The 26,540-nt window shown below is 60.6% G+C and carries 5 protein-coding genes and 3 rRNA genes (1 of these 8 cut by a window edge); 5 read left to right on the forward strand and 3 right to left on the reverse strand.

What is annotated here, in order from left to right; all coding sequences use genetic code 11:
* The 3 genes from AB4O16_RS16925 to rrf (AB4O16_RS16935) form a co-directional block, all read left to right on the forward strand.
* Window positions 1-2,089, forward strand: a 23S ribosomal RNA gene (locus AB4O16_RS16925) (it extends 805 nt beyond the left edge of the window).
* A 150-nt stretch (window positions 2,090-2,239) separates the two neighbouring features.
* A 5S ribosomal RNA gene (gene rrf / locus AB4O16_RS16930) occupies window positions 2,240-2,355 on the forward strand.
* A gap of 107 nt (window positions 2,356-2,462) precedes the next feature.
* A 5S ribosomal RNA gene (gene rrf, locus AB4O16_RS16935) occupies window positions 2,463-2,578 on the forward strand.
* Between the two features lie 85 nt (window positions 2,579-2,663).
* On the opposite strand, the gene AB4O16_RS16940 is transcribed toward rrf (AB4O16_RS16935), so the two are convergent.
* Window positions 2,664-3,353, reverse strand: coding sequence for a GntR family transcriptional regulator (locus AB4O16_RS16940; RefSeq protein ID WP_160390826.1), 690 nt, complete (start codon window positions 3,351-3,353; stop codon window positions 2,664-2,666).
* Window positions 3,354-3,548: 195 nt separating this feature from the next.
* Here AB4O16_RS16940 and lapG point away from each other — a divergent pair, with 195 nt between their 5' ends.
* On the forward strand, window positions 3,549-4,241 hold the full coding sequence (lapG, locus tag AB4O16_RS16945; protein ID WP_160390827.1) for a cysteine protease LapG: 693 nt from the start codon (window positions 3,549-3,551) through the stop codon (window positions 4,239-4,241).
* A gap of 14 nt (window positions 4,242-4,255) precedes the next feature.
* Window positions 4,256-6,202 carry a cyclic di-GMP receptor LapD gene (gene lapD / locus AB4O16_RS16950; RefSeq protein WP_160390828.1) on the forward strand — a complete coding sequence of 649 codons (1,947 nt, stop codon included), beginning with the start codon at window positions 4,256-4,258 and terminating at the stop codon, window positions 6,200-6,202.
* 44 nt (window positions 6,203-6,246) lie between these two features.
* Here lapD and AB4O16_RS16955 read toward each other — a convergent pair whose 3' ends face one another.
* The gene (locus tag AB4O16_RS16955) at window positions 6,247-6,585 is read right to left on the reverse strand and encodes a tryptophan synthase subunit beta (RefSeq protein WP_160390829.1); all 339 of its coding nucleotides are present in this window, start codon (window positions 6,583-6,585) and stop codon (window positions 6,247-6,249) included.
* Window positions 6,586-6,731: 146 nt separating this feature from the next.
* Window positions 6,732-26,432: a retention module-containing protein gene (locus tag AB4O16_RS16960; protein WP_460155355.1), complete on the reverse strand. Its 19,701-nt coding sequence runs from the start codon at window positions 26,430-26,432 to the stop codon at window positions 6,732-6,734.
* Window positions 26,433-26,540: the final 108 nt, after the last annotated feature.

A 26,540-nucleotide genomic window follows, 5' to 3' on the forward strand; every position in this document is an offset into this window, starting at 1 on the left:
CTCGAAAGCTATTTAGGTAGCGCCTCATGTATCACTGTAGGGGGTAGAGCACTGTTTCGGCTAGGGGGTCATCCCGACTTACCAAACCGATGCAAACTCCGAATACCTACAAGTGCCGAGCATGGGAGACACACGGCGGGTGCTAACGTCCGTCGTGAAAAGGGAAACAACCCAGACCGTCAGCTAAGGTCCCAAAGTTATGGTTAAGTGGGAAACGATGTGGGAAGGCTTAGACAGCTAGGAGGTTGGCTTAGAAGCAGCCACCCTTTAAAGAAAGCGTAATAGCTCACTAGTCGAGTCGGCCTGCGCGGAAGATGTAACGGGGCTCAAACCATACACCGAAGCTACGGGTATCATCTTCGGATGATGCGGTAGAGGAGCGTTCTGTAAGCCTGTGAAGGTGAGTTGAGAAGCTTGCTGGAGGTATCAGAAGTGCGAATGCTGACATGAGTAACGACAATGGGTGTGAAAAACACCCACGCCGAAAGACCAAGGTTTCCTGCGCAACGTTAATCGACGCAGGGTTAGTCGGTCCCTAAGGCGAGGCTGAAAAGCGTAGTCGATGGAAAACAGGTTAATATTCCTGTACTTCTGGTTATTGCGATGGAGGGACGGAGAAGGCTAGGCCAGCTTGGCGTTGGTTGTCCAAGTTTAAGGTGGTAGGCTGGAATCTTAGGTAAATCCGGGATTCTAAGGCCGAGAGCTGATGACGAGTGTTCTTTTAGAACACGAAGTGGTTGATGCCATGCTTCCAAGAAAAGCTTCTAAGCTTCAGGTAACCAGGAACCGTACCCCAAACCGACACAGGTGGTTGGGTAGAGAATACCAAGGCGCTTGAGAGAACTCGGGTGAAGGAACTAGGCAAAATGGCACCGTAACTTCGGGAGAAGGTGCGCCGGTGAGGGTGAAGGACTTGCTCCGTAAGCCCACGCCGGTCGAAGATACCAGGCCGCTGCGACTGTTTATTAAAAACACAGCACTCTGCAAACACGAAAGTGGACGTATAGGGTGTGACGCCTGCCCGGTGCCGGAAGGTTAATTGATGGGGTTAGCTAACGCGAAGCTCTTGATCGAAGCCCCGGTAAACGGCGGCCGTAACTATAACGGTCCTAAGGTAGCGAAATTCCTTGTCGGGTAAGTTCCGACCTGCACGAATGGCGTAACGATGGCGGCGCTGTCTCCACCCGAGACTCAGTGAAATTGAAATCGCTGTGAAGATGCAGTGTATCCGCGGCTAGACGGAAAGACCCCGTGAACCTTTACTATAGCTTTGCACTGGACTTTGAATTTGCTTGTGTAGGATAGGTGGGAGGCTTTGAAGCGTGGACGCCAGTTCGCGTGGAGCCAACCTTGAAATACCACCCTGGCAACTTTGAGGTTCTAACTCAGGTCCGTTATCCGGATCGAGGACAGTGTATGGTGGGTAGTTTGACTGGGGCGGTCTCCTCCTAAAGAGTAACGGAGGAGTACGAAGGTGCGCTCAGACCGGTCGGAAATCGGTCGTAGAGTATAAAGGCAAAAGCGCGCTTGACTGCGAGACAGACACGTCGAGCAGGTACGAAAGTAGGTCTTAGTGATCCGGTGGTTCTGTATGGAAGGGCCATCGCTCAACGGATAAAAGGTACTCCGGGGATAACAGGCTGATACCGCCCAAGAGTTCATATCGACGGCGGTGTTTGGCACCTCGATGTCGGCTCATCACATCCTGGGGCTGAAGCCGGTCCCAAGGGTATGGCTGTTCGCCATTTAAAGTGGTACGCGAGCTGGGTTTAGAACGTCGTGAGACAGTTCGGTCCCTATCTGCCGTGGACGTTTGAGATTTGAGAGGGGCTGCTCCTAGTACGAGAGGACCGGAGTGGACGAACCTCTGGTGTTCCGGTTGTCACGCCAGTGGCATTGCCGGGTAGCTATGTTCGGAATAGATAACCGCTGAAAGCATCTAAGCGGGAAACTAGCCTCAAGATGAGATCTCACTGGGACCTTGAGTCCCCTGAAGGGCCGTCGAAGACTACGACGTTGATAGGTTGGGTGTGTAAGCGCTGTGAGGCGTTGAGCTAACCAATACTAATTGCCCGTGAGGCTTGACCATATAACACCCAAGCAATTTGCGTCGAAAGGCCAGATTGCGGTGTGTGAAGACGAAAGAACCGAAAGTTCGTGATACTCACAAAACACCAAGCTGTCACATACCCAATTTGCTGAAGCGAGGCCAACTGGCCACGACTCAGTACCCGAATTTCTTGACGACCATAGAGCGTTGGAACCACCTGATCCCATCCCGAACTCAGCAGTGAAACGATGCATCGCCGATGGTAGTGTGGGGTTTCCCCATGTGAGAGTAGGTCATCGTCAAGATTAAATTCGAAACCCCAATTGCGAAAGCAGTTGGGGTTTTGTCTTTAAAGTAGAAACATCAAGAATTCGCTGGCACGTCGCTACAGACGGACTGGCACACAGAATTTCTTGACGACAATAGAGCGTTGGAACCACCTGATCCCATCCCGAACTCAGCAGTGAAACGATGCATCGCCGATGGTAGTGTGGGGTTTCCCCATGTGAGAGTAGGTCATCGTCAAGATTCAATTCCAAAACCCCTGTCTGCTAACGCAGACAGGGGTTTTGTCGTTTCAGGGGTACTGAAAAGCCTGGATTTTGCTCAGGGCTCAGGGCTCAGGGCTGTTGAGGTAGCGGGTAATGACCTCTACCCCACGATTGAGGTGATGCTCGAGCAGCTTGACGGAGAGTTCGACGTCGCGGTCCTGGGCAGCCCGCAAAAGGGCCAGGTGGTCGTCCTGGGACAGTTTGCCCAGGCCCATGGCTTCCAGGTTGAAACGCAGGAAGCGTTCTTCCTCGTTCAGGCCGTCTTCGACCAGTCTCAACAGCCGACGGTTGGGCGCCCGGCTATAAAGCGCCATGTGAAACAGGCGATTGAGCCGGCCGATTTCGGTGTAGTCGTTTTGCGTTTCAAGTTCGTCGATGTAACGGGCGGCCTGTTCGAGATCTTCGTCCTCGAGCAATGGCACCGAGAGACGCAGGGCTTCGGATTCCAGCAGGATGCGCAGCGCGTAGGTTTCCACGGCGTCGCCCTGGACCAGAGGCGCGACGATGGCGCCCTTGTGGGCAATCACGGTGAGCAACGCCTGTGCTTCGAGTTGGCGCAGCGCTTCGCGTACAGGCATGCGGCTGACGCCGAACAGGTCGGCGAGATCTTGCTGGCGCAAGGCCGCACCGCAAGGTATGCGCCCGTCGAGTATGGCCGCGCGCAGGGTTTCTTCGATCACCGAGCGTGCCAGATGTGCGGGAATCGGCCCGTTGACCTTGATACTGCTGAGAGGGTTGGGCTTTTGTGTCACTAAACGCACCCTGAATGTTGAAAATTTTTTGGATCCAAATGACACTAGTGATTGCCTGACGCCTTGTCAAACAAGCGACGAGTGCCTTTTCTGCAGTTTAGCGCGCCGCCAATGATCTCACCGTGCCATTGTCTTTTTCCGGTCTAACCTTCACCATTTGAACGACTCCCTCCTGCCCATCCAGGATGCCTCGCATTGGCGGCATGTTTAACGATCCCCCGGATTTTACGCTGGCTGTGTAGCGCATTGCTGCTGGCTGGCGTGATGCTGGGCAGCTTGAGTGCAGATTGGGATTTTTCCCTGATCAGCCGGCGGGCGCAGGCATTGTACGGGCCTTTGGGAGAAGGTCAGCAACGCATTAATGATTGGCAATACTTGTTGGCCAGTCAGAAGCAGATCGGCGAGTCGGAACAGCTCAATGTGGTCAATCGCTTCTTCAACAAACAACTGCGATACGTTGAAGACATCGATCTGTGGCATGAAGTCGACTACTGGGAAACCCCGATCGAAGCACTCTGGAAGGGCGCCGGCGATTGTGAGGACTACGCTATTGCCAAGTACTTCAGCCTGCGTCACCTCGGTGTAGCCAGTGAAAAGCTGCGTATTACCTACGTCAAGGCACTGACTCAGAACCGCGCGCACATGGTGCTGACCTACTATTCGAGTCCGGAGGCCGAGCCCCTGGTGCTCGACAGTCTGATTGATGCAATCAAGCCGGCCAGCCAACGAAAGGATTTGCTGCCGGTCTACTCTTTCAATGCAGAAGGGTTGTGGTTGCCGGGTGCCAAGGGCAACAAAAAGGTCGGCGATACCAAGCGTCTGTCACGCTGGCAGGATGTGTTGAAGAAAATGCAGGCCGAAGGATTCCCGGTCGAGACGACTAACTAGGAGCACACGCTCAGATGTCTTTGTTCAAACAGCTGTTGATTGCTATCTGTCTGTTCCTGGTGGTCGCCTTCACCGGCAGTTTCATGGTCAGCCTGGAGAGCTCACGCACTCAGTACGTCAATCAGTTGCGCTCCCACGCCCAGGACGCGGCGACGGCGCTGGCGCTGTCCCTGACCCCGAACATCGACGACCCGGCGATGGTCGAGTTGCTGGTCAGCTCGATCTTCGACAGCGGTTACTACGCGAGCATTCGGGTGGTCGATCTGAAGACCGACCAGGCCCTGGTTGAGCGCACGGGCATTCCGGCGGTCAACAACGTGCCGGACTGGTTCGTCAAACTGATCGGCCTGGAGCCTGCCGGTGGTGACGCGATCGTCAGCCGCGGCTGGGAGCAGGCCGCCCGGGTAGAGGTGGTCAGCCATCCGATGTTCGCGCTGGCCAAGTTGTGGCAGAGCGCTTTGGGCAGCCTCGGCTGGTTGCTGCTGTGCGGCGCGGTCAGTGCGGTGCTCGGCGCGCTGTTGCTGCGTCAGCAATTGCGACCGCTGGATTACATGGTCCAACAATCCCACGCCATTGCCCGGCGAGAATTCCTCAGCCTGCCGGAGCTGCCGCGCACCCCCGAACTTCGTCGGGTCGTGCAGGCCATGAACCAGATGGTCGAAAAGCTCAAGGCGCTGTTTCAGGAGCAGGCCGAGCGCAGTGAAAAGCTGCGGGTCGAGTCTTATCAGGACTCGTTGACCGGGTTGGCCAACCGGCGTTATTTCGAGATGCAGCTCAATGCGCGGGTGAGCAACCCGGAGCAGGCCAGTTCCGGGTACTTGCTGCTATTGCGGGTCAAGGATCTGGCCGGTCTCAACCAGCGTCTCGGTGGCCAACGCACCGATGAAGTGCTCAAGGCCGTCGGTGAGCAATTGTCTCGCGAGTGCGCCAAATACCCGGAAACCCAGAATCTGGTCACCCGTATCCGTGGTGGCGAATTTGCCGTGCTGGCACCGGGGCTGGTGCGCGAAGAAGCGCTGCAACTGGCGCAAAACCTCGACAGCGCCCTGGCCAGCCTGCACGCTACCGGCGCCACTGATGTGCCTGCCGTGGCGTCTATCGGCCTGGCGCCTTTTGCTCACGGCGACTCGCCGCAAACCGTGCTCAGCCTTGGTGATCAGGCGCTGGCGCAGGCCGAAGGCCAGGGTGAGCAGAACTGGGCCTGTATCGACCACAGCCTCTCGGCCACTGTCGGTGATGATCACCACGCCTGGCATCGCATGCTCGACCAGGCGCTGACACAGCGGCGCTTCGAGCTGTATTTCCAGCCGGTAGTGGCCGCCCAGGACACGCAACTGGTCCTGCATTACAAAGTGTTGTCGCGATTGCTCGACGAACACGGCCAGACCATTCCCGCCGGACGCTTTCTGCCATGGCTGGAGCGCTTCGGCTGGACCGCGCGCCTGGACCGGCTGATGCTCGAGCGAGTGTTGGAGCAAATGAGCGAGCATGAGGAGTCGCTGGCGCTGAACCTGTCGTCGGCTACCTTGAGCGATCCGCAGGCGCAGAACAAAATCTTCGAGATACTGCGTGCGCACTCCAACCTCGGCCCGCGCCTGACCCTGGAAATCGGCGAAGAGCAACTGCCTGACCAGGCGGTGCTGGAGCAGTTGACCCGGCGTCTGCGTGAACTCGGCTTCTCCCTGAGCCTGCAACGGTTTGGCGGACGCTTCAGCATGATCGGCAACCTGGCACGCCTGGGGCTGGCGTACCTGAAGATCGATGGCAGTTACATTCGCTCGATCGATCTGGAGAGTGACAAGCGCCTGTTCATCGAGGCGATCCAGCGAGCGGCGCACAGCATTGATTTGCCGCTGATTGCCGAGCGGGTCGAGACTGAAGGCGAGTTGTCGGTGATTCGCGAGATGGGGCTATACGGTGTGCAGGGGCAGTTGTTCGGCGAGCCCAAGCCGTGGAGCTGATCTGATTGCTCCCACGCAACGCGCGGGAATGATCGCGGGGTGCGTCAGATCAAGCCGGTCTCTTCGTCATCGATCAATTGGCTCAGGCCACCCAGGGCTTCACGGGCCTGGTTACGGTCCATGAGTTTGGCCTGGGCCGCCGTCGGCAGGTCGGTGACGCGGATCACGCCTTTCTGGGTCAGCACCTGAATCAGGTCATCGAGTACCCGAATCATTTCAAAGTCGCTCTGCTTGAGCTGTTTGAGGCTGTTCTCTACCGCCGCGTTGGCAAACCAGGTCTGGATTTCATGATTGTCGGCCGGCAGCGTTTCCGTGGCCTCGGCATAGGCGGCGGGTTCTACACGTACCAACAGGCCCTGCGCATCGCGTTGCACGTAAAACATTGAGAATCCCTCAGAATTGAACCAGCGTCATGCTGTCAGCAGCATAGGTCAACTGCACGCCAGTATGTGGCGCAGCGACGAAATCGTCACCGGGCAGTCGGTGCAAACGTGACGGCCGCCCCATAAGGAGCGGCCGCTTTCACGCATCAGCTGTTGTTGTGATCGATCTTGATGGTCGGGTCGCTACCGGCAATCAGGTTGTGCAGGTTGGCGCTGGACCAGTTGTTGCCTTCGAGCTTGATCGTCACATCCGGTGTGGCGGCTGCGGCGTTGCCCGAGTTGAACTGGCCGGTCGTGCTGACCTGCAGCGACGACACGCCATCGACCGTGGTGATCTTCAGGAAGTTGTCGATGGTGCTGCCGGTTTCGCCCTGCAACAGATCGCGCAGGTCGATCCGGTCGCCTTCGCTGGCCTTGAAGTCCTTGATCACGTCGCTGCCGGTGTCGCCTGCTTTCCAGACGAAGGTGTCACCACCGGAACCGCCAGTCAGGATGTCATTGCCCTTGCCGCCCAGGAGAAGGTCATTGCCGTCGCCACCGTCCAGCAAGTCGTTGCCGGTCCCGCCAAGCAGGATGTCATTGCCGGCGCCGCCGTAGAGTTTGTCGTCGCCGCCCTGGCCAAAGATGATGTCATTGCCGGCATTGCCCAGCAGTGTATCGGCACCGTCTTGAGCGCCAGACACATCGAACACGGTGTAGTGCTCGGTGATGTACTGGTGCACGTTGCTTGATGTGACCTGGTTGGTTTCGACCCCGGTTTGCAGCCCGACAAAAGCCTGCAGTGAGGCGTAACCCTCGCCGGTGACGCTGTTGAAGCTCACCAGGTCGCCGAAGATGATGTCATTGCCATCACCGCTGTTGACGGTGTCTTTGCCCGGTAGCGTGGCCTCGCTGTGGCCGAGGATCGCGTTGGCCAGATCCGCAGGATTGATATTGGCCAGCGGTTTTCCGTCGGTGGTGTTGTAGGGGGCCAGATCGCTTTCCTTGACCTCGTTGTTCAGGCCGATGGCCTGCACCGTCGAGTTGGCAGCCGCCAGCAGGGCAAATGCCGCTGCGGCATTGTTGGCACTGGTTCTGTCGACGTAACCATCGCCATCGTTGGCCGACAGCTCATAAGTGCCGTCACCTTGCGCATGAAGTGTTACGCCATTGATCTTGGAAGAGGTCCAGTTGTTCTTGGTGTCCACAGTCCATTTGTAAACGGCGCCACTGGCATCGACCAACAAGCGGGAGACACCGTCGATCACTTTGGAGAACGCAAAGCCAGGCTTGTAGTCACCCACCTTCAATAGGCTGTCCAGACTCAGGTCCGTGCCGCTGCTTGACTTGTAGTCGACGACAACCGGGTTGGTCTGCTCACTGCTGGTGTAAGCGGTTGGTTCACCGTCGGTAATGAAGTAGGTGAGATTGATCGCGTTCGGGTTGCTCTTCGCCTCAGTGCTGTAGAACCAGTTGGCGGTGGTCTTGAACACGTCCTCGTAGTTGGTGTAGCCACCCGATTTCATGCCGTCCAGAACCGACTTCAAGTTCGCCAGGGCATCCTTGCTGGACAGGTCGATCGAAATCGATGATTTGACCGTCGTGTCGAAGTCGACGAGGAACACCTTCACAACGCCCGGGTTCGCGTCTTTCGAAGTCGCACTGGCGATCAGCGAAGTGAACACCGCCTCCAGAGACTTCTTCGCCGCCGCCATGGAGCTGTCGCCCATACTGCCCGAGCTGTCGACCATGAAGGCGATGTTGTAGTTCTGGCCTGGTGAGACCGTCAGCCCGCCGATATCCGACACGATGATGTCATTGCCACTGGTGCCGGTGACTGTGTCGTTGCCTGAGGTGGCAGTGAGCGGGTTGTAGACCGCCGGATTGATCGTGATCGGAATCTGCGTCGTATTGCTGGCCGAATCACCCTGGCTCTCGGTCGAGACCGCCGTGACGGTCAGCGTGTTGGTGCCGGTGGCGTACGGTGCCGGGGTGTAGCTCAACTTGCTGACATCCCACCCGCTGAGGTCGACGACGCCGTTACCGGCGGTGCCGGTAAAAGTGTGCGTGCCATCGGTCAGGGTCGCGCCCGCGGGAATGCCGGCGATCGAAGTAATGGTCTGGGTTTCAGAGCCATCAGTGTCCGCCGACGTTACCTTCAAGCCCAACGCAATGCTGCTGTTCTCGGCCACCTGAGTCGCGGTGGAGGTCACGATCGGTGTATCCGCGACCGCAGTCACACTGATGTCCAGCGTGGTGCTCGAGCCGGTGTTGGTGGTGTAGGTCACAGTCGGAACCTTGCCACTCCAATTGTCGGCCGGGGTAAAGCTGTATTCGCCGTTGGCGCCCAGAGTCAGCTTGCCCACGTTCGCGATGGTGGCAGTGCCCCCTGCGGTGTACTCGGTGCCCCCGATCGTGAACTTGGTCACGGTGAGGGCGTTATCCACGTCGCGGTCGTTGGTCAGTACGTTACCGGTGGCGACCTTGTCCTCGAGGGAGGTTTTGAGGTCGGCAGCCAGCACACTCGGGTCGTCGACCGGGGTGACGCTGATGTTCAGGGTCGAGGTGACGTTGGGTCCCAGACCGTCGGTGACGGTGTAGGTGACGGTCGGCACCGTGCCGTTGTAGTTGGCGGTCGGCGTGAAGGTGTAGGCGCCGTTCGCCGCGATCAGCAGGGTGCCGACGTTGGTGATGGTCGCCGTGCTGCCGGCGGTGTAGGTGGTCCCATTGACGGTGAAATTGACCACGCTGACCGGGCCGTCGACGCTGCTCGTGCCAGTGAGGACGCTGCCGCTGAGGGCGGTGTCTTCCAGGGTCGAGACCGTTTCGCTGACGTCGGTGAAGTTGTCGTTGACCGGTGTGACACTGATGTTCAGGGTCGAAGTGTCGTCCGTGCCGGAACCGTCGGTGACGGTGTAGGTGACAGTCGGCACCGTGCCGTTGTAGTTGGCGGCCGGGGTAAAGGTGTAGGCGCCGTTGGCTGCGATCACCAGGGTACCGACGTTGGCGATGGTCGCCGTGCTGCCGGCCGTGTAAGTGGTCGTACCGATGGTGAAATTGACCACGCTGACCGGACCGTCAACGCTGCTCGTGCCACTGAGGACGCTGCCGGTCAGGGCGGTGTCTTCCAGGGTGGAGAGCGTTTCATTGGCGTCGGTGAAGCTGTCGTCGACCGGCGTGACGCTGATGTTCAGGGTCGAGGTGTCGTCTGTACCGGAGCCGTCGGTGAGGGTGTAGGTGACGGTCGGCACCGTGCCGTTGTAGTTGGCGGCCGGGGTGAAGGTGTAGGCGCCGTTCGCTGCGATCAGCAGGGTGCCGACGTTGGCGATGGTCGCCGTGGTGCCAGCCGTGTAAGTGGTCGCACCGATGGTGAAGTTGACCACGCTGACCGGACCGTCGACGCTGCTCGTGCCGGAGAGGACGCTGCCGGTGAGGGCGGTGTCTTCCAGGGTCGACACTGTTTCGTTGGCGTCGCTGAAGCTGTCGTCGACCGGCGTTACGCTGATGTTCAGGGTCGAGGTGTCGTTGGGTCCCGAACCGTCGGTGACGGTGTAGGTAACAGTCGGCACCGTGCCGTTGTAGTTGGCGGCAGGCGTGAAGGTGTAAGCCCCGTTCGCCGCGATCACCAGGGTGCCGACGTTGGCGATGGTCGCCGTGCTGCCGGCCGTGTAAGTGGTCGCACCGATGGTGAAGTTGACCACGCTGACCGGGCCATCGACGCTGCTTGTGCCGGAGAGGACGCTACCGCTGAGGGCCGAATCTTCCGGGGTCGACACCGTTTCGTTGGCGTCGCTGAAGCTGTCGTCGACCGGGGTGACGCTGATGTTCAGGGTCGAGGTGTCGTTGGGACCCGAACCGTCGGTGACGGTGTAGGTGACCGTTGGCACTGTGCCGTTGTAGTTGGCGGCAGGCGTGAAGGTGTAGGCGCCGTTCGCCGCGATCAGCAGGGTACCGACGTTGGCGATGGTCGCGGTCTGGCCGGCGTTGAACGTGCCGGTCACACCTTCGATAGTGAAGTTGACCACGCTGACCGGGCCATCGACGCTGCTCGTGCCAGTGAGGACGCTGCCGGTCAGGGCGGTGTCTTCCAGGGTGGAGAGCGTTTCATTGGCGTCGGTGAAGCTGTCGTCGACCGGCGTGACGCTGATGTTCAGGGTCGAGGTGTCGTTAGGTCCCGAACCGTCGGTGACGGTATAGGTGACGGTCGGCACCGTGCCGTTGTAGTTGGCGGCAGGCGTGAAGGTGTAAGCCCCGTTGGCTGCGATCACCAGGGTGCCGACGTTGGCGATGGTCGCCGTGGTACCGGCCGTGTAAGTGGTCGCACCGATGGTGAAATTGACCACGCTGACCGGGCCATCGACGCTGCTCGTGTCGGTCAGGACGCTGCCGGTGAGGGCAGTATCTTCCAGGGTCGACACCGTTTCGTTGGCGTCGCTGAAGTTATCGTTGACCGGCGTAACGCTGATGTTCAGGGTCGAAGTGTCGTCCGTGCCGGAACCGTCGGTGACGGTGTAGGTGACGGTCGGCACCGTGCCGTTGTAGTTGGCGGCCGGGGTGAAGGTGTAGGCGCCGTTTGCTGCGATCACCAGGGTACCGACATTGGCGATGGTCGCCGTAGTGCCGGCGGTGTAAGAGGTCGCACCGACGGTGAAGTTGACCACGCTGACCGGGCCATCGACGCTGCTTGTGCCGGAGAGGACGCTACCGCTGAGGGCCGTATCTTCCAGGGTCGACACTGTTTCATTGGCGTCGGTGAAGCTGTCGTCGACCGGCGTGACGCTGATGTTCAGGGTCGAGGTGTCGTTGGGACCCGAACCGTCGGTGACGGTGTAGGTGACCGTTGGCACCGTGCCGTTGTAGTTGGCGGCAGGCGTGAAGGTGTAGGCCCCGTTCGCCGCGATCACCAGGGTGCCGACGTTGGCGATGGTCGCGGTCTGGCCGGCGTTGAACGTGCCGGTCACACCTTCGATAGTGAAGTTGACCACGCTGACTGGACCGTCAACGCTGCTCGTGCCAGTGAGGACGCTGCCGCTGAGGGGGTTGTCTTCCAGGGTCGATAGCGTTTCGCTGGCGTCGGCGAAGTTGTCGTTGACCGGCGTGACGCTGATGTTCAGGGTCGAGGTGTCGTCCGTGCCGGAACCGTCGGTGACGGTGTAGGTGACCGTTGGCACCGTGCCGTTGTAGTTGGCGGCAGGGGTGAAGGTGTAGGCCCCGTTCGCCGCGATCACCAGGGTACCGACGTTGGCGATGGTCGCCGTGGTACCGGCGGTGTAAGTGGTCCCGCTGACGGTGAAGTTGACCACGCTGACCGGGCCATCGACGCTGCTCGTGCCGGTGAGGACGCTGCCGCTGAGGGCAGTATCCTCCAGGGTCGATACCGTTTCGTTGGCGTCGCTGAAGTTATCGTTGACCGGCGTAACGCTGATATCCAGGGTCGAAGTGTCGTTGGTTCCCGAACCATCGGTGACGGTGTAGCTGACGGTCGGCACTGTGCCGTTGTAGTTGGCGGCCGGGGTGAAGGTGTAAGCGCCGTTGGCTGCGATCACCAGGGTGCCGACGTTGGCGATGGTCGCGGTCTGGCCGGCGTTGAAAGTGCCAGTCACACCTTCGATGGTGAAGTTGACCACCGTGACCGGACCGTCAACGCTGCTCGTGCCGCTGAGGACGCTGCCGGTGAGGGCGGTGTCTTCCAGGGTCGATACTGTTTCGCTGGCATCGGTGAAGCTGTCATCAACCGGGGTGACGCTGATGTTCAGGGTCGAGGTGTCGTTAGGTCCCGATCCGTCAGTGACGGTATAGGTGACAGTTGGCACCGTGCCGTTGTAATTGGCGGCCGGAGTGAAGGTGTAGGCGCCGTTCGCCGCGATCACCAGGGTACCGACGTTGGCGATGGTCGCCGTGGTGCCCGCGGTGTAAGTGGTCGCACCGATGGTGAAGTTGACCACGCTGACCGGACCGTCGACGCTGCTCGTGCCAGTGAGGACGCTGCCGCTGAGGGCCGTGTCTTCCAGGGTCGAGACCGTTTCGCTGATGTCGGTAAAGTTGTCGTTGACCGGCGTAACGCTGATGTTCAGGGTCGAGGTGTCGTTGGGTCCCGAACCGTCGGTGACGGTGTAGGTAACAGTCGGCACGGTGCCGTTGTAGTTGGCGGCCGGGGTGAAGGTGTAGGCCCCGTTCGCCGCGATCACCAGGGTGCCGACGTTGGTAATGGTTGCCGTGCTGCCGGCGGCGTAGGTGGTATCACCAATGGTGAAGTTGACCACGCTGACCGGGCCATCGACGCTGCTCGTGCCGGTAAGGACGCTGCCGCTCAAGGCGGTGTCTTCCAGGGTGGAGGGCGTTTCGTTGGCGTCGGTGAAGTTGTCGTTGACCGGCGTGACGCTGATGTTCAGCGAACTGCTCGAGCCGGTATTGGTGGTGTATGTCACCTGTGGAACATCGCCATTCCAGTCGGCAGCCGGCTTGAAGGTGTAGTCGCCGTTGCTGGCAATGATCAGCGTACCGACACCCGCGATGGTCGCGGTCTGGCCAGCGCTGAAAGTGCCGGACACTCCGTTCACGCTAAAGCTTGCGACGCTCAGGGCATTATCGACATCGTGGTCGTTGGTCAGCACGTTGCCGACCGCGTTGTGATCTTCTTCGACGGTGATCCTGTCCGCCTGCAGCACGCTGGCGTCATCGACGGGAGCAACGTGCACCACCAGTGGCAGCGAGGTGCTTGCGCTCGGGGCATCGCCGTCTTTGGCGGTGGCCGTCACGGTCAGGGGGATGTCGCCATTGAAGTTCGTCGGCGGTGTCAGCTTGAGCGTGGACAGGTTCCAACCGGTAATGTCCACCGACGTCGAGCCGTCGGCAGCATTGAAGGTGTGGGTGCCATCGGTGAGCCTGGCGCCCGCTGGCAAGCCGCTCAGTGTAAGAGTGAGCGATTCCGAACCGTCGACGTCATTGGTGTGGGCCTGGATGGTGGACAACAGGATCGCGTTGTCTTCAAGGCCCGAGTTGAGCACCTGAGTGACATTGATGTTGTCCAGCACGCCGCCCAGGCTGTTGCTGTCCCCGGCGCGGAACTCGAGTTTCTGGTTGCCATCGGCAGTGACCGGAATGTCGAAGCTGTAGTGCTGCATGCCCGGGGTCGAAGTGTTCAGGGTGCCAATGAGCTGGCTGCCCCAGTACACGTTGATCAGCGAATTATCTACGCCGGCGCGCGGTGCATAGTCGAGCGACACGTTGTACGTGGTGCCGGCCTTCGCATCGATAGTGGTGTAGAGGTTGCTCGCATCACCGGTATTACGCTCAAGTTCGATGACCTGGTTATTGCCGCCGGCACCGTAGACGCTGGCTTTGCCGATTTCGACCGCGCCCCCGCGGTTGTCGGTGTGCCAGACGCCGTTGCCGAGCCTGCTGACATCGAGGTCGAGGGTCGAACCGCTCACAGCGACTTCCTGCAAGTCGGTCGAGGCAACCATGCCGCCACCGGTCAGCGACAGGCTCGGGGTATCGGTGACTGGCGCAACGACGATGGTGCCGGTCGCCGAAGTAGCGGAAGGCATGCCGCCGTTGTCGGTCGAGTTGTAGGTGAAGTTGGTGGTGCCACTCCAGTCGCCGGTGGGTTTGAAGTAAACCGTCGCGCCATTGGCTGTCGCGGAGATCACGCTGCTGCTGGTGAGCTCGATGGTCCCGGCGGCGTCTGCGTAAAACTTGCCGTTGGCCGGCAGGCTGGTCAGGGTGAAGTGGTTGACGCTGCCGTCAATGTCACTGCCGCCAAGCTGCACGGCGATCACATGATCTTCATCACCACTGGCCGAGGTGGAGTTAACGGTTGGAGCGTCGTTGACCGGGTTGACCGTGATGTTCAGCGTGCTGGTGGAGTTGGTGTTGGTGGTGTAGCTGACCTGTGGAACCGCGCCGTTCCAGTTCGCGGCAGGGGTGAAACTGTAATCGCCGTTGGTGGCAATCGTCACAGTGCCGACGCCTGCAATAGTCGCGGCTTGACCCGCGGTAAAGGCGCCGGGGACGCCCTGAATAGTGAATGTCGCGACACTCAGAGCGTTGTCGACATCGATGTCATTGCCAAGCACGTTGCCCGTTGCAACGTGGTCTTCATCGACGGTCTTGGTATCTGCGATCAGGACACTCGGGTCATCGACCGGGGTGACGTTGATGTTCAAGGTCGAGGTGACGTTGCTGCCGGAACCGTCGGTGACGGTGTAGCTGACGGTCGGCACCGTGCCGTTGTAATTGGCGGCCGGGGTGAAGGTGTAAGCGCCGTTTGATGCGATCACCAGGGTGCCGACGTTGGTGATGGTTGCGGTGCTGCCGGCGGCGTAGGCGGTGTCACCGATGGTGAAGTTGACCACGCTGACCGGGCCATCGACGCTGCTCGTGCCGGTGAGGACGCTGCCGGTCACCGGTGCGTCTTCAGCAGTGGTCACGCGTTCGCTTAGGTCGGTGAAGCTGTCGTCCACCGGGGTGACGCTGATGTTCAGGGTCGAGGTGACGTTGCTGCCGGAACCGTCGGTGACGGTGTAGCTGACGGTCGGCACGGTGCCGTTGTAGTTGGCATCCGGGGTGAAGGTGTAAGCGCCGGTGGCGCCGATCACCAGGGTGCCGACGTTGGTGATGGTTGCGGTCTGGCCGGCGTTGAACGTGCCAGTCACACCGTCGATGGTGAAGCTGAGCACACTGACCGGGCCGTCGACGCTCGAAGTGCCGGTGAGGACGCTGCCGCTCACCGGTGCGTCTTCAGCAGTGGTCACGCGTTCGCTTAGGTCGGTGAAGCTGTCATCGACCGGCGTGACGCTGATGTTCAGGGTCGAGGTAACGTTGCTGCCGGAACCGTCGGTGACGGTGTAGCTCACGGTCGGCACCGTGCCGTTGTAGTTGGCATCCGGGGTGAAGGTGTAAGCGCCGGTGGCGCCGATCACCAGGGTGCCGACGTTGGTAATGGTCGCGGTCTGGCCGGCGTTGAAAGTGCCAGTCACACCGTCGATGGTGAAGCTGAGCACGCTAACCGGGCCGTCGACGCTCGAAGTGCCGGTGAGGACGCTGCCGGTGACGGCGGTGTCTTCCAGAGTCGAAACCGTTTCGCTGAGGTCGGTGAAGCTGTCGTCGACCGGGGTGACGTTGATGTTCAAGGTCGAGGTGACGTTGCTACCGGAGCCGTCCGTGACGGTGTAGCTCACCGTCGGTACGCTGCCGTTGTAATTCTCGGCTGGCGTGAAGTTGTAGGCGCCGTTGGCGCCGATGACCAGGGTACCGACGTTGGTAATGGTCGCGGTCTGGCCGGCGTTGAAAGTGCCAGTCACACCGTCGATGGTGAAGCTGAGCACGCTAACCGGGCCGTCGACGCTCGAAGTGCCGGTGAGGACGCTGCCGGTGACGGCGGTGTCTTCCAGAGTCGAAACCGTTTCGCTGAGGTCGGTGAAGCTGTCGTCGACCGGGGTGACGTTGATGTTCAAGGTCGAGGTGACGTTGCTACCGGAGCCGTCCGTGACGGTGTAGCTCACCGTCGGTACGCTGCCGTTGTAATTCTCGGCTGGCGTGAAGTTGTAGGCGCCGTTGGCGCCGATGACCAGGGTACCGACGTTGGTGATGGTTGCGGTCTGGCCGGCATTGAAGGTGCCAGTCACACCTTCGATGGTGAAGCTGAGCACGCTGACCGGGCCGTCGACGCTCGAAGTGCCGGTGAGGACGCTGCCGGTTACGGCGGTGTCTTCCAGAGTCGAAACCGTTTCGCTGAGGTCGGTGAAGCTGTCGTCGACCGGGGTGACGTTGATGTTCAAGGTCGAGGTGACGTTGCTACCGGAGCCGTCCGTGACGGTGTAGCTGACGGTCGGAACGCTGCCGTTGTAATTCTCTGCTGGCGTGAAGGTGTAGGCGCCGTTCGCCCCGATCACCAGGGTACCGACGTTGGTAATGGTCGCGGCTTGGCCAGCATTGAAAGTGCCAGTCACACCGTCGATGGTGAAGCTGAGCACGCTGACCGGGCCGTCGACGCTGCTTGTGCCGGTGAGGACGCTGCCGCTCACCGGTGCGTCTTCAGCAGTGGTCACGCGTTCGCTTAGGTCGGTGAAGCTGTCGTCGACCGGGGTGACACTGATGTTTAGGGTCGAGGTGACGTTGCTGCCCGAACCGTCGGTGACGGTGTAGCTCACGGTCGGCACGCTGCCGTTGTAATTCTCTGCTGGCGTGAAGGTGTAGGCGCCGTTCGCCCCGATCACCAGGGTACCGACGTTGGTAATGGTCGCGGCTTGGCCAGCATTGAAAGTGCCAGTCACACCGTCGATGGTGAAGCTGAGCACGCTGACCGGGCCGTCGACGCTGCTTGTGCCGGTGAGGACGCTGCCGCTCACCGGTGCGTCTTCAGCAGTGGTCACGCGTTCGCTTAGGTCGGTGAAGCTGTCGTCGACCGGGGTGACACTGATGTTTAGGGTCGAGGTGACGTTGCTGCCCGAACCGTCGGTGACGGTGTAGCTCACGGTCGGCACGCTGCCGTTGTAATTCTCGGCTGGCGTGAAGGTGTAGGCCCCGTTCGCCCCGATCACCAGGGTGCCGACATTGGTAATGGTTGCGGTCTGGCCCGCTGTGAAAGTGCCAGTCACACCGTCGATGGTGAAATTGACCACGCTGACTGGACCATCGACGCTCGAAGTATCGGTGAGGACGCTGCCGGTTACGGCTGTGTCTTCAGCAGTGGTCACGCTTTCGCTGACATCGACAAAGCTGTCATCAACCGGCGTAACGTCGATGTTCAAGGTCGAAGTGACATTGCTGCCGGAGCCGTCAGTGACGGTGTAGCTGACGGTTGGCACTGTGCCGTTGTAGTTGGCATCCGGGGTGAAGGTGTAAGCACCGGTGGCGCCAATGACCAGGGTACCGACGTTGGTAATGGTCGCGGCTTGGCCAGCATTGAAAGTGCCAGTCACACCGTCGATGGTGAAGCTGAGCACGCTGACCGGGCCGTCGACGCTGCTTGTGCCGGTGAGGACGCTGCCGCTCACCGGTGCGTCTTCAGCAGTGGTCACGCGTTCGCTTAGGTCGGTGAAGCTGTCGTCGACCGGGGTGACACTGATGTTTAGGGTCGAGGTGACGTTGCTGCCCGAACCGTCGGTGACGGTGTAGCTCACGGTCGGCACGCTGCCGTTGTAATTCTCGGCTGGCGTGAAGGTGTAGGCCCCGTTCGCCCCGATCACCAGGGTGCCGACATTGGTAATGGTTGCGGTCTGGCCCGCTGTGAAAGTGCCAGTCACACCGTCGATGGTGAAATTGACCACGCTGACTGGACCATCGACGCTCGAAGTATCGGTGAGGACGCTGCCGGTTACGGCTGTGTCTTCAGCAGTGGTCACGCTTTCGCTGACATCGACAAAGCTGTCATCAACCGGCGTAACGTCGATGTTCAAGGTCGAAGTGACATTGCTGCCGGAGCCGTCAGTGACGGTGTAGCTGACGGTTGGCACTGTGCCGTTGTAGTTGGCATCCGGGGTGAAGGTGTAAGCACCGGTGGCGCCAATGACCAGGGTACCGACGTTGGTGATGGTTGCGGTCTGGCCGGCATTGAAAGTGCCAGTCACACCTTCGATGGTGAAGCTGAGCACGCTGACCGGGCCGTCGACGCTCGAAGTGCCGGTGAGGACGCTGCCAGTGACGGCCGTGTCTTCCAGAGTCGAAACCGTTTCGCTGAGGTCGGTGAAGCTATCGTCGACCGGGGTGACGTTGATGTTCAAGGTCGAAGTGACATTGCTGCCCGATCCGTCGGTCACGGTGTAGCTGACCGTCGGCACCGTGCCGTTGTAGTTGGCGTCTGGCGTGAAGGTGTAAGCGCCGTTCGCCCCGATCACCAGGGTACCGACGTTGGTAATGGTCGCGGCTTGGCCAGCATTGAAAGTGCCAGTCACACCTTCGATGCTGAAGCTGAGCACGCTAACCGGGCCATCGACGCTGCTTGTGCCGGTGAGGACGCTGCCGGTGACGGCGGTGTCTTCAGCGGTGGTCACACTTTCGCTGAGGTCGGTGAAGCTGTCGTCGACCGGCGTGACACTGATGTTCAGGGTCGAGGTGACGTTGCTGCCCGAGCCGTCAGTGACGGTGTAGCTGACGGTTGGCACTGTGCCGTTGTAGTTGGCATCCGGGGTGAAGGTGTAAGCACCGGTGGCGCCAATGACCAGAGTGCCGACGTTGGTGATGGTTGCGGTCTGGCCGGCATTGAAAGTGCCAGTCACGCCGTCGACGGTAAAATTAACCACGCTAACCGGGCCGTCGACGCTCGAAGTGCCGGTGAGGACGCTGCCAGTGACGGCCGTGTCTTCCAGAGTCGAAACCGTTTCGCTGAGGTCGGTGAAGCTATCGTCGACCGGGGTGACGTTGATGTTCAAGGTCGAAGTGACATTGCTGCCCGATCCGTCGGTCACGGTGTAGCTGACCGTCGGCACCGTGCCGTTGTAGTTGGCGTCTGGCGTGAAGGTGTAAGCGCCGTTCGCCCCGATCACCAGGGTACCGACGTTGGTAATGGTCGCGGCTTGGCCAGCATTGAAAGTGCCAGTCACACCTTCGATGCTGAAGCTGAGCACGCTAACCGGGCCATCGACGCTGCTTGTGCCGGTGAGGACGCTGCCGGTGACGGCGGTGTCTTCAGCGGTGGTCACACTTTCGCTGAGGTCGGTGAAGCTGTCGTCGACCGGCGTGACACTGATGTTCAGGGTCGAGGTGACGTTGCTGCCCGAGCCGTCAGTGACGGTGTAGCTGACGGTTGGCACTGTGCCGTTGTAGTTGGCATCCGGGGTGAAGGTGTAAGCGCCGGTGGCGCCAATGACCAGAGTGCCGACGTTGGCGATGGTCGCGGTTTGGCCGGCGTTGAACGTACCAGTCACACCTTCGATGCTGAAGCTGAGCACGCTGACCGGGCCATCGACGCTGCTCGTGCCGGTGAGGACGCTGCCGCTCACCGGTGCGTCTTCAGCAGTGGTCACGTTTTCGCTGAGGTCGGTGAAGCTGTCATCGACCGGCGTGACGCTGATGTTCAGGGTCGAGGTGACGTTGCTGCCGGAACCGTCGGTGACGGTGTAGCTGACGGTCGGAACGCTGCCGTTGTAATTCTCTGCTGGCGTGAAGGTGTAGGCGCCGTTGGCGCCGATCACCAAGGTGCCGATGTTGGTGATGGTCGCGGTCTGGCCGGCATTGAAAGTGCCAGTCACACCGTCGATGGTGAAATTGAGCACGCTGACCGGACCGTCGACGCTGCTTGTGCCGGTGAGGACGCTGCCGCTCACCGGTGCGTCTTCAGCGGTGGTCACGTTTTCGCTGAGGTCGGTGAAGCTGTCATCGACCGGCGTGACGCTGATGTTCAGGGTCGAGGTAACGTTGCTGCCGGAACCGTCGGTGACGGTGTAGCTGACGGTTGGCACCGTGCCGTTGTAATTGGCGTCCGGCGTGAAGGTGTAAGCGCCGCTGGCGCCAATGACCAAGGTACCGACATTGGCGATGGTCGCGGTGCTGCCAGCAGCGTAGGTGGTGTCACCGATGGTGAAATTAACCACGCTGACCGGGCCATCGACGCTGCTCGTGCCGGTGAGCACGCTGCCACTCACCGGCGCGTCTTCAGCGGTAGACACGCTTTCGCTGAGGTCGGTGAAGCTGTCATCGACCGGGGTGACACTGATGTTCAAGGTCGAGGTGACATTATTGCCCGAGCCGTCGGTCACGGTGTAGCTGACCGTTGGTACCGAGCCGTTGTAATTGGCGTCCGGCGTGAAGGTGTATGCGCCGTTGGCGCCGATCACCAGGGTGCCGACGTTGGCGATGGTTGCCGTGCTGCCGGCGGCGTAGGTGGTGTCACCGATGGTGAAGTTGACCACGCTGACCGGGCCATCGACGCTCGAAGTGCCGGTGAGGACGCTGCCACTCATCGGGGCATCTTCGGCGGTGGTCACGTTTTCGCTCAAGTCGGTGAAGCTGTCATCGACTGGCGTGACACTGATATTCAGGGTCGAGGTGACGTTGCTGCCGGAGCCGTCGGTGACGGTGTAGCTGACGGTTGGTACCGTGCCGTTGTAATTGGCGTCCGGAGTAAAGGTGTAAGCCCCATTAGCTCCGATCACCAGGGTGCCGACATTGGCAATGGTCGTCGTGCTGCCAGCCGCGTAGGTGGTATCACCGATGGTGAAGTTGATCACGCTGACCGGGCCATCGACGCTCGAAGTGCCGGTAAGGACGCTGCCGCTCACCGGTGCGTCTTCAGCGGTGGTCACGTTTTCGCTGAGGTCGGTGAAGTTGTCATCGACCGGCGTGACGCTGATGTTCAAGGTCGAGGTGACATTACTGCCCGAGCCGTCGGTCACGGTGTAGCTGACCGTTGGTACCGAGCCGTTGTAATTGGCGTCCGGCGTGAAGGTGTATGCGCCGTTGGCGCCGATCACCAGGGTGCCGACGTTGGCGATGGTCGCCGTGCTGCCAGCCGCGTAGGTGGTGTCACCGATGGTGAAATTCACCACGTTGACCGGGCCGTCGACGCTGCTCGTGCCGGTGAGCACGCTGCCGCTAACAGGGGCGTCTTCAGCGGTAGACACGCTTTCGCTGAGGTCGGTGAAGCTGTCGTCGACCGGCGTGACACTGATATTCAGGGTCGAGGTGACGTTGCTGCCGGAACCGTCAGTGACGGTGTAGCTGACGGTCGGCACGCTGCCGTTGTAGTTGGCGTCCGGGGTGAAGGTGTAAGCGCCGTTGGCGCCGATAACCAGGGTGCCAACGTTGGCGATGGTCGCGGTCTGACCGGCGTTGAACGTTCCAGTCACACCTTCGATGCTGAAATTAACCACGCTGACCGGGCCATCGACGCTCGAAGTGCCAGTAAGGACGCTGCCACTCACCGGGGCATCTTCGGCGGTGGTCACGTTTTCGCTGGCATCGACAAAGCTGTCGTCGACCGGCGTGACACTGATATTCAGGGTCGAGGTGACGTTGCTGCCGGAACCGTCGGTGACGGTGTAGCTCACGGTCGGCACCGAGCCGTTGTAATTGGCGTCCGGCGTAAAGGTGTAAGCCCCGTTAGCGCCGATCACCAGGGTGCCGACGTTTGCAATGGTCGCGGTGCTGCCAGCCGCGTAGGTGGTTTCACCGATTGTGAAATTCACCACGCTGACAGGGCCATCGACGCTGCTCGTGCCAGTAAGGACGCTGCCACTCACCGGGGCATCTTCGGCGGTGGTCACGTTTTCGCTTGCATCGACAAAGCTGTCGTCGACCGGCGTGACACTGATGTTCAAGGTCGAGGTGACGTTGCTGCCGGAGCCGTCGGTGACGGTGTAGCTCACGGTCGGCAACGCGCCGTTGTAATTGGCGTCCGGCGTGAAGGTGTAAGCCCCGCTAGCCCCGATCACCAGGGTACCGACATTGGCAATGGTCGCCGTGCTGCCGGCGGCGTAGGTGGTGTCACCGATGGTGAAATTCACCACGCTGACTGGGCCGTCGACGCTGCTCGTACCAGTAAGGACGCTGCCGCTCACCGGGGCGTCTTCAGCGGTGGTCACGCGTTCGCTGGCATCGACAAAGCTGTCATCGACCGGCGTAACGTCGATATTCAAGGTCGAAGTGACATTGCTGCCGGAACCGTCGGTGACGGTGTAGCTCACGGTCGGTACCGTGCCGTTGTAGTTGGCGTCCGGGGTGAAGGTGTAAGCGCCATTCGCCCCAATTACCAGGGTGCCGACGTTGGTGATGGTCGCGGTGCTGCCGGCGGCGTAGGTAGTGTCACCGATGGTGAAGTTAACCACGCTGACGGGACCATCGACGCTCGAAGTGCCGGTGAGGACGCTACCGCTAACAGGGGCGTCTTCAGCGGTGGTCACGCGTTCGCTGGCATCGACAAAGCTGTCATCGACCGGCGTAACGCTGATGTTCAGGGTCGAGATGACGTTGCTGCCGGAACCGTCGGTGACGGTGTAGCTGACCGTCGGCACCGTGCCGTTGTAGTTGGCATCCGGGGTGAAGGTGTAAGCGCCGTTGGCGCCAATGACCAAGGTGCCGACATTGGCGATGGTAGCCGTATTACCGGCCGCGTAGGTGGTATCACCGATGGTGAAGTTGACCACGCTGACCGGACCATCGACGCTCGAAGTACCAGTAAGGACGCTGCCACTCACCGGTGCGTCTTCAGTGGTGGTCACGTTTTCGCTCAGGTCGGTGAAGCTGTCGTCGACCGGGGTGACGCTGATGTTCAGGGTCGAGGTGACATTGCTGCCGGAGCCATCGGTGACGGTGTAGCTGACCGTCGGCACCGTGCCGTTGTAGTTGGCATCCGGGGTGAAGGTGTAAGCGCCGTTGGCGCCAATGACCAAGGTGCCGACATTGGCGATGGTAGCCGTATTACCGGCCGCGTAGGTGGTATCACCGATGGTGAAGTTGACCACGCTGACCGGACCATCGACGCTCGAAGTACCAGTAAGGACGCTGCCACTCACCGGTGCGTCTTCAGTGGTGGTCACGTTTTCGCTCAGGTCGGTGAAGCTGTCGTCGACCGGGGTGACGCTGATGTTCAGGGTCGAGGTGACATTGCTGCCGGAGCCATCGGTGACGGTGTAGCTGACGGTTGGCACCGTGCCGTTGTAGTTGGCGTCCGGAGTAAAGGTGTAAGCACCGTTGGTGCCGATCACCAGGGTACCGACATTGGCAATGGTCGCCGTGCTTCCGGCGGCGTAGGTGGTGTCACCGATGGTGAAATTAACCACGCTGACGGGACCGTCGACGCTCGAAGTACCGGTGAGCACGCTGCCGCTCACCGGTGCGTCTTCAGCAGTGGTCACGCGTTCGCTGGCATCGACAAAGCTGTCATCGACCGGCGTGACACTGATGTTCAAGGTCGAAGTGACATTGCTGCCGGAACCGTCGGTGACGGTGTAGCTCACGGTCGGCACCGAGCCGTTGTAATTGGCGTCCGGCGTAAAGGTGTAAGCGCCGTTGGCGCCGATCACCAGGGTACCGACATTGGCAATGGTCGCCGTGCTTCCGGCGGCGTAGGTGGTGTCACCGATGGTGAAATTAACCACGCTGACCGGGCCATCGACGCTCGAAGTGCCAGTAAGGACGCTGCCACTCACCGGGGCATCTTCGGCGGTGGTCACGTTTTCGCTTGCATCGACAAAGCTGTCGTCGACCGGCGTAACACTGATGTTCAAGGTCGAAGTGACATTGCTGCCGGAACCATCGGTGACGGTGTAGCTCACGGTCGGCACTGCACCGTTGTAGTTGGCATCCGGAGTAAAGGTGTAAGCGCCATTCGCCCCAATGACCAAGGTACCGACATTGGCGATGGTCGCCGTGTTGCCGGCCGCGTAGGTGGTGTCACCGATGGTGAAATTAACCACGCTGACCGGGCCATCGACGCTGCTCGTGCCGGTGAGCACGCTGCCACTCACCGGCGCGTCTTCAGCGGTAGACACGCTTTCGCTGAGGTCGGTGAAGCTGTCATCGACCGGGGTGACACTGATGTTCAAGAACGAGGTGACGTTGCTGCCGGAACCGTCGGTGACGGTGTAGCTGACGGTCGGAACGCTGCCGTTGTAATTCTCGGCTGGCGTGAAGGTGTAAGCGCCGTTGGCGCCGATCACCAAGGTGCCGACGTTGGCGATGGTCGCCGTGCTGCCAGCGGCGTAGGTGGTGTCACCGATGGTGAAATTCACCACGCTGACCGGGCCATCGACGCTGCTCGTGCCGGTGAGGACGCTGCCGCTCACCGGTGCGTCTTCAGCAGTGGTCACGTTTTCGCTCAAGTCGGTGAAGCTGTCATCGACTGGCGTGACACTGATGTTCAAGGTCGAGCTGACGTTGCTGCCGGAGCCGTCGGTGACGGTGTAGCTGACGGTTGGTACCGTGCCGTTGTAATTGGCGTCCGGAGTAAAGGTGTAAGCCCCATTAGCTCCGATCACCAGGGTGCCGACATTGGCAATGGTCGCCGTGCTGCCAGCCGCGTAGGTGGTGTCACCGATGGTGAAGTTGACCACGCTGACCGGGCCATCGACGCTCGAAGTGCCAGTAAGGACGCTGCCACTCACCGGGGCATCTTCAGCGGTCGTCACGCTTTCGCTGAGGTCGGTGAAGCTGTCGTCGACCGGCGTGACACTGATATTCAGGGTCGAGGTGACATTGCTGTCGGAGCCGTCGGTGACGGTGTAGCTGACGGTTGGTACCGTTCCGTTGTAATTGGCGTCCGGAGTAAAGGTGTAGGCGCCGTTGGCGCCGATCACCAGGGTGCCGACATTGGCGATGGTCGCCGTGCTGCCAGCCGCGTAGGTGGTGTCACCGATGGTGAAATTCACCACGCTGACCGGGCCGTCGACGCTGCTCGTGCCGGTGAGGACGCTGCCGCTCACCGGTGCGTCTTCAGCGGTGGTCACGCTTTCGCTCAAGTCGGTGAAGCTGTCATCAACCGGCGTAACGCTTATGTTCAAGGTCGAAGTGACATTGCTGCCGGAACCATCGGTGACGGTGTAGCTCACGGTCGGCACTGCACCGTTGTAATTGGCATCCGGAGTAAAGGTGTAAGCGCCATTAGCCCCGATCACCAGGGTACCAACATTGGCAATGGTCGCCGTGCTACCTGCCGCATAGGTGGTGTCACCGATGGTGAAACCAACCACGCTGACCGGCCCATCGACGCTCGAAGTACCAGTAAGAACGCTGCCGCTCACCGGTGCGTCTTCAGCAGTGGTCACGCTTTCGCTGGCATCGACAAAGCTGTCATCGACCGGCGTAACGTCGATGTTCAGCGTCGAGGTGGAGCCGTCAGTCACGGTGTAGTTCACCGTTGGCACCGTGCCGTTGTAGTTCTCGGCCGGGGTAAAGGTGTAGGCGCCATTGGCCCCGATCACCAGGGTGCCAACGTTGGCGATGGTCGCCGTCTGGCCAGCATTGAAAGTGCCAGTGACGCCGTCGATGGAGAAGGTGACCACGCTCAGGGCGTTGTCGATGTCGCTGTCGTTGCTCAGCACGTTGCCGGTTGCGGTGGTGTCTTCGGCAATGGTCTGGCTGTCGGCAGTCAAGATGCTCGGGTCATCGACCGCTGTCACGGTGAGATCCAGCGTGCTGCTCGAGCCGGTGTTGGTGGTGTACGTGACTTGCGGTACGGCACCGTTGTAGTTGGCGTCCGGCGTAAAGGTGTAGTTGCCGTTGGCGCCGATGGTCAATGTGCCGACGCCGACGATGGTCGCTGTCTGGCCCGCGGTGAAGCTGCCGGTCACGCCGGCGATGGTGAAGCCGGTGACGCTGAGCGGCGTGCTGGCATCGCTATCGTTGTTCAGTACATTGCCCGTCGCGACGCTGTCTTCGGCCAGCGTGCCAGTATCCGCAGTCAGTACGCTCGCAACGGTGCCGGTCGTGAGGGTCGTGATGGTCTGGTTGCCGATATCGAGGGTCGTGGGGGTGACAGTGGCAGCAGGGCCGTCGGTCGGGAAGCCAATGGTCGGGTCGACGCGGCCAGCGGTGGCGTCGAGCATCACGAAGCTGTGACCGCCCCCGGCGGCACCGCCAGCAGAACCCGCTGCCGTCGGGCCTGCAGCGGTGGCTTCGAGGTCTTTGGTCGGGTCGGCACCGGCGGCAATGGCTTGCTGCAGCTCTTCAACGGACGGCGCGGCTTGCGCGGTGGCGGCTGCCAGGTCAGCGCTGGAGTCCGGGGTGTCGGCACTCCATTGGGTGTCACGGCCCAGATCGAGGGTGCGGCCATCGGCCAGTTCCAGGGACACGGCGCCGGAAAGGCCGGTGTCGATCTGATCCCCGGCGGACAATTTGTCGCCTTCAACGAGAACGCGGCGGATGCCCTCTGGGGACACCACGAAAACTTGACCGACAATGCTTTTGACGATGGCAACAACACTGCTCATTGAAGACTCTCCGGGGTGTCACGTTCAGTTGACTTCCATAGACCTGATGGCGCTTTGCGCCGACCAGTCTGGACGTTCATTGCAAAATAGATGCACAAGTTTGACGCT

It is taken from the genome of Pseudomonas sp. S2_H10 (assembly GCF_054668285.1).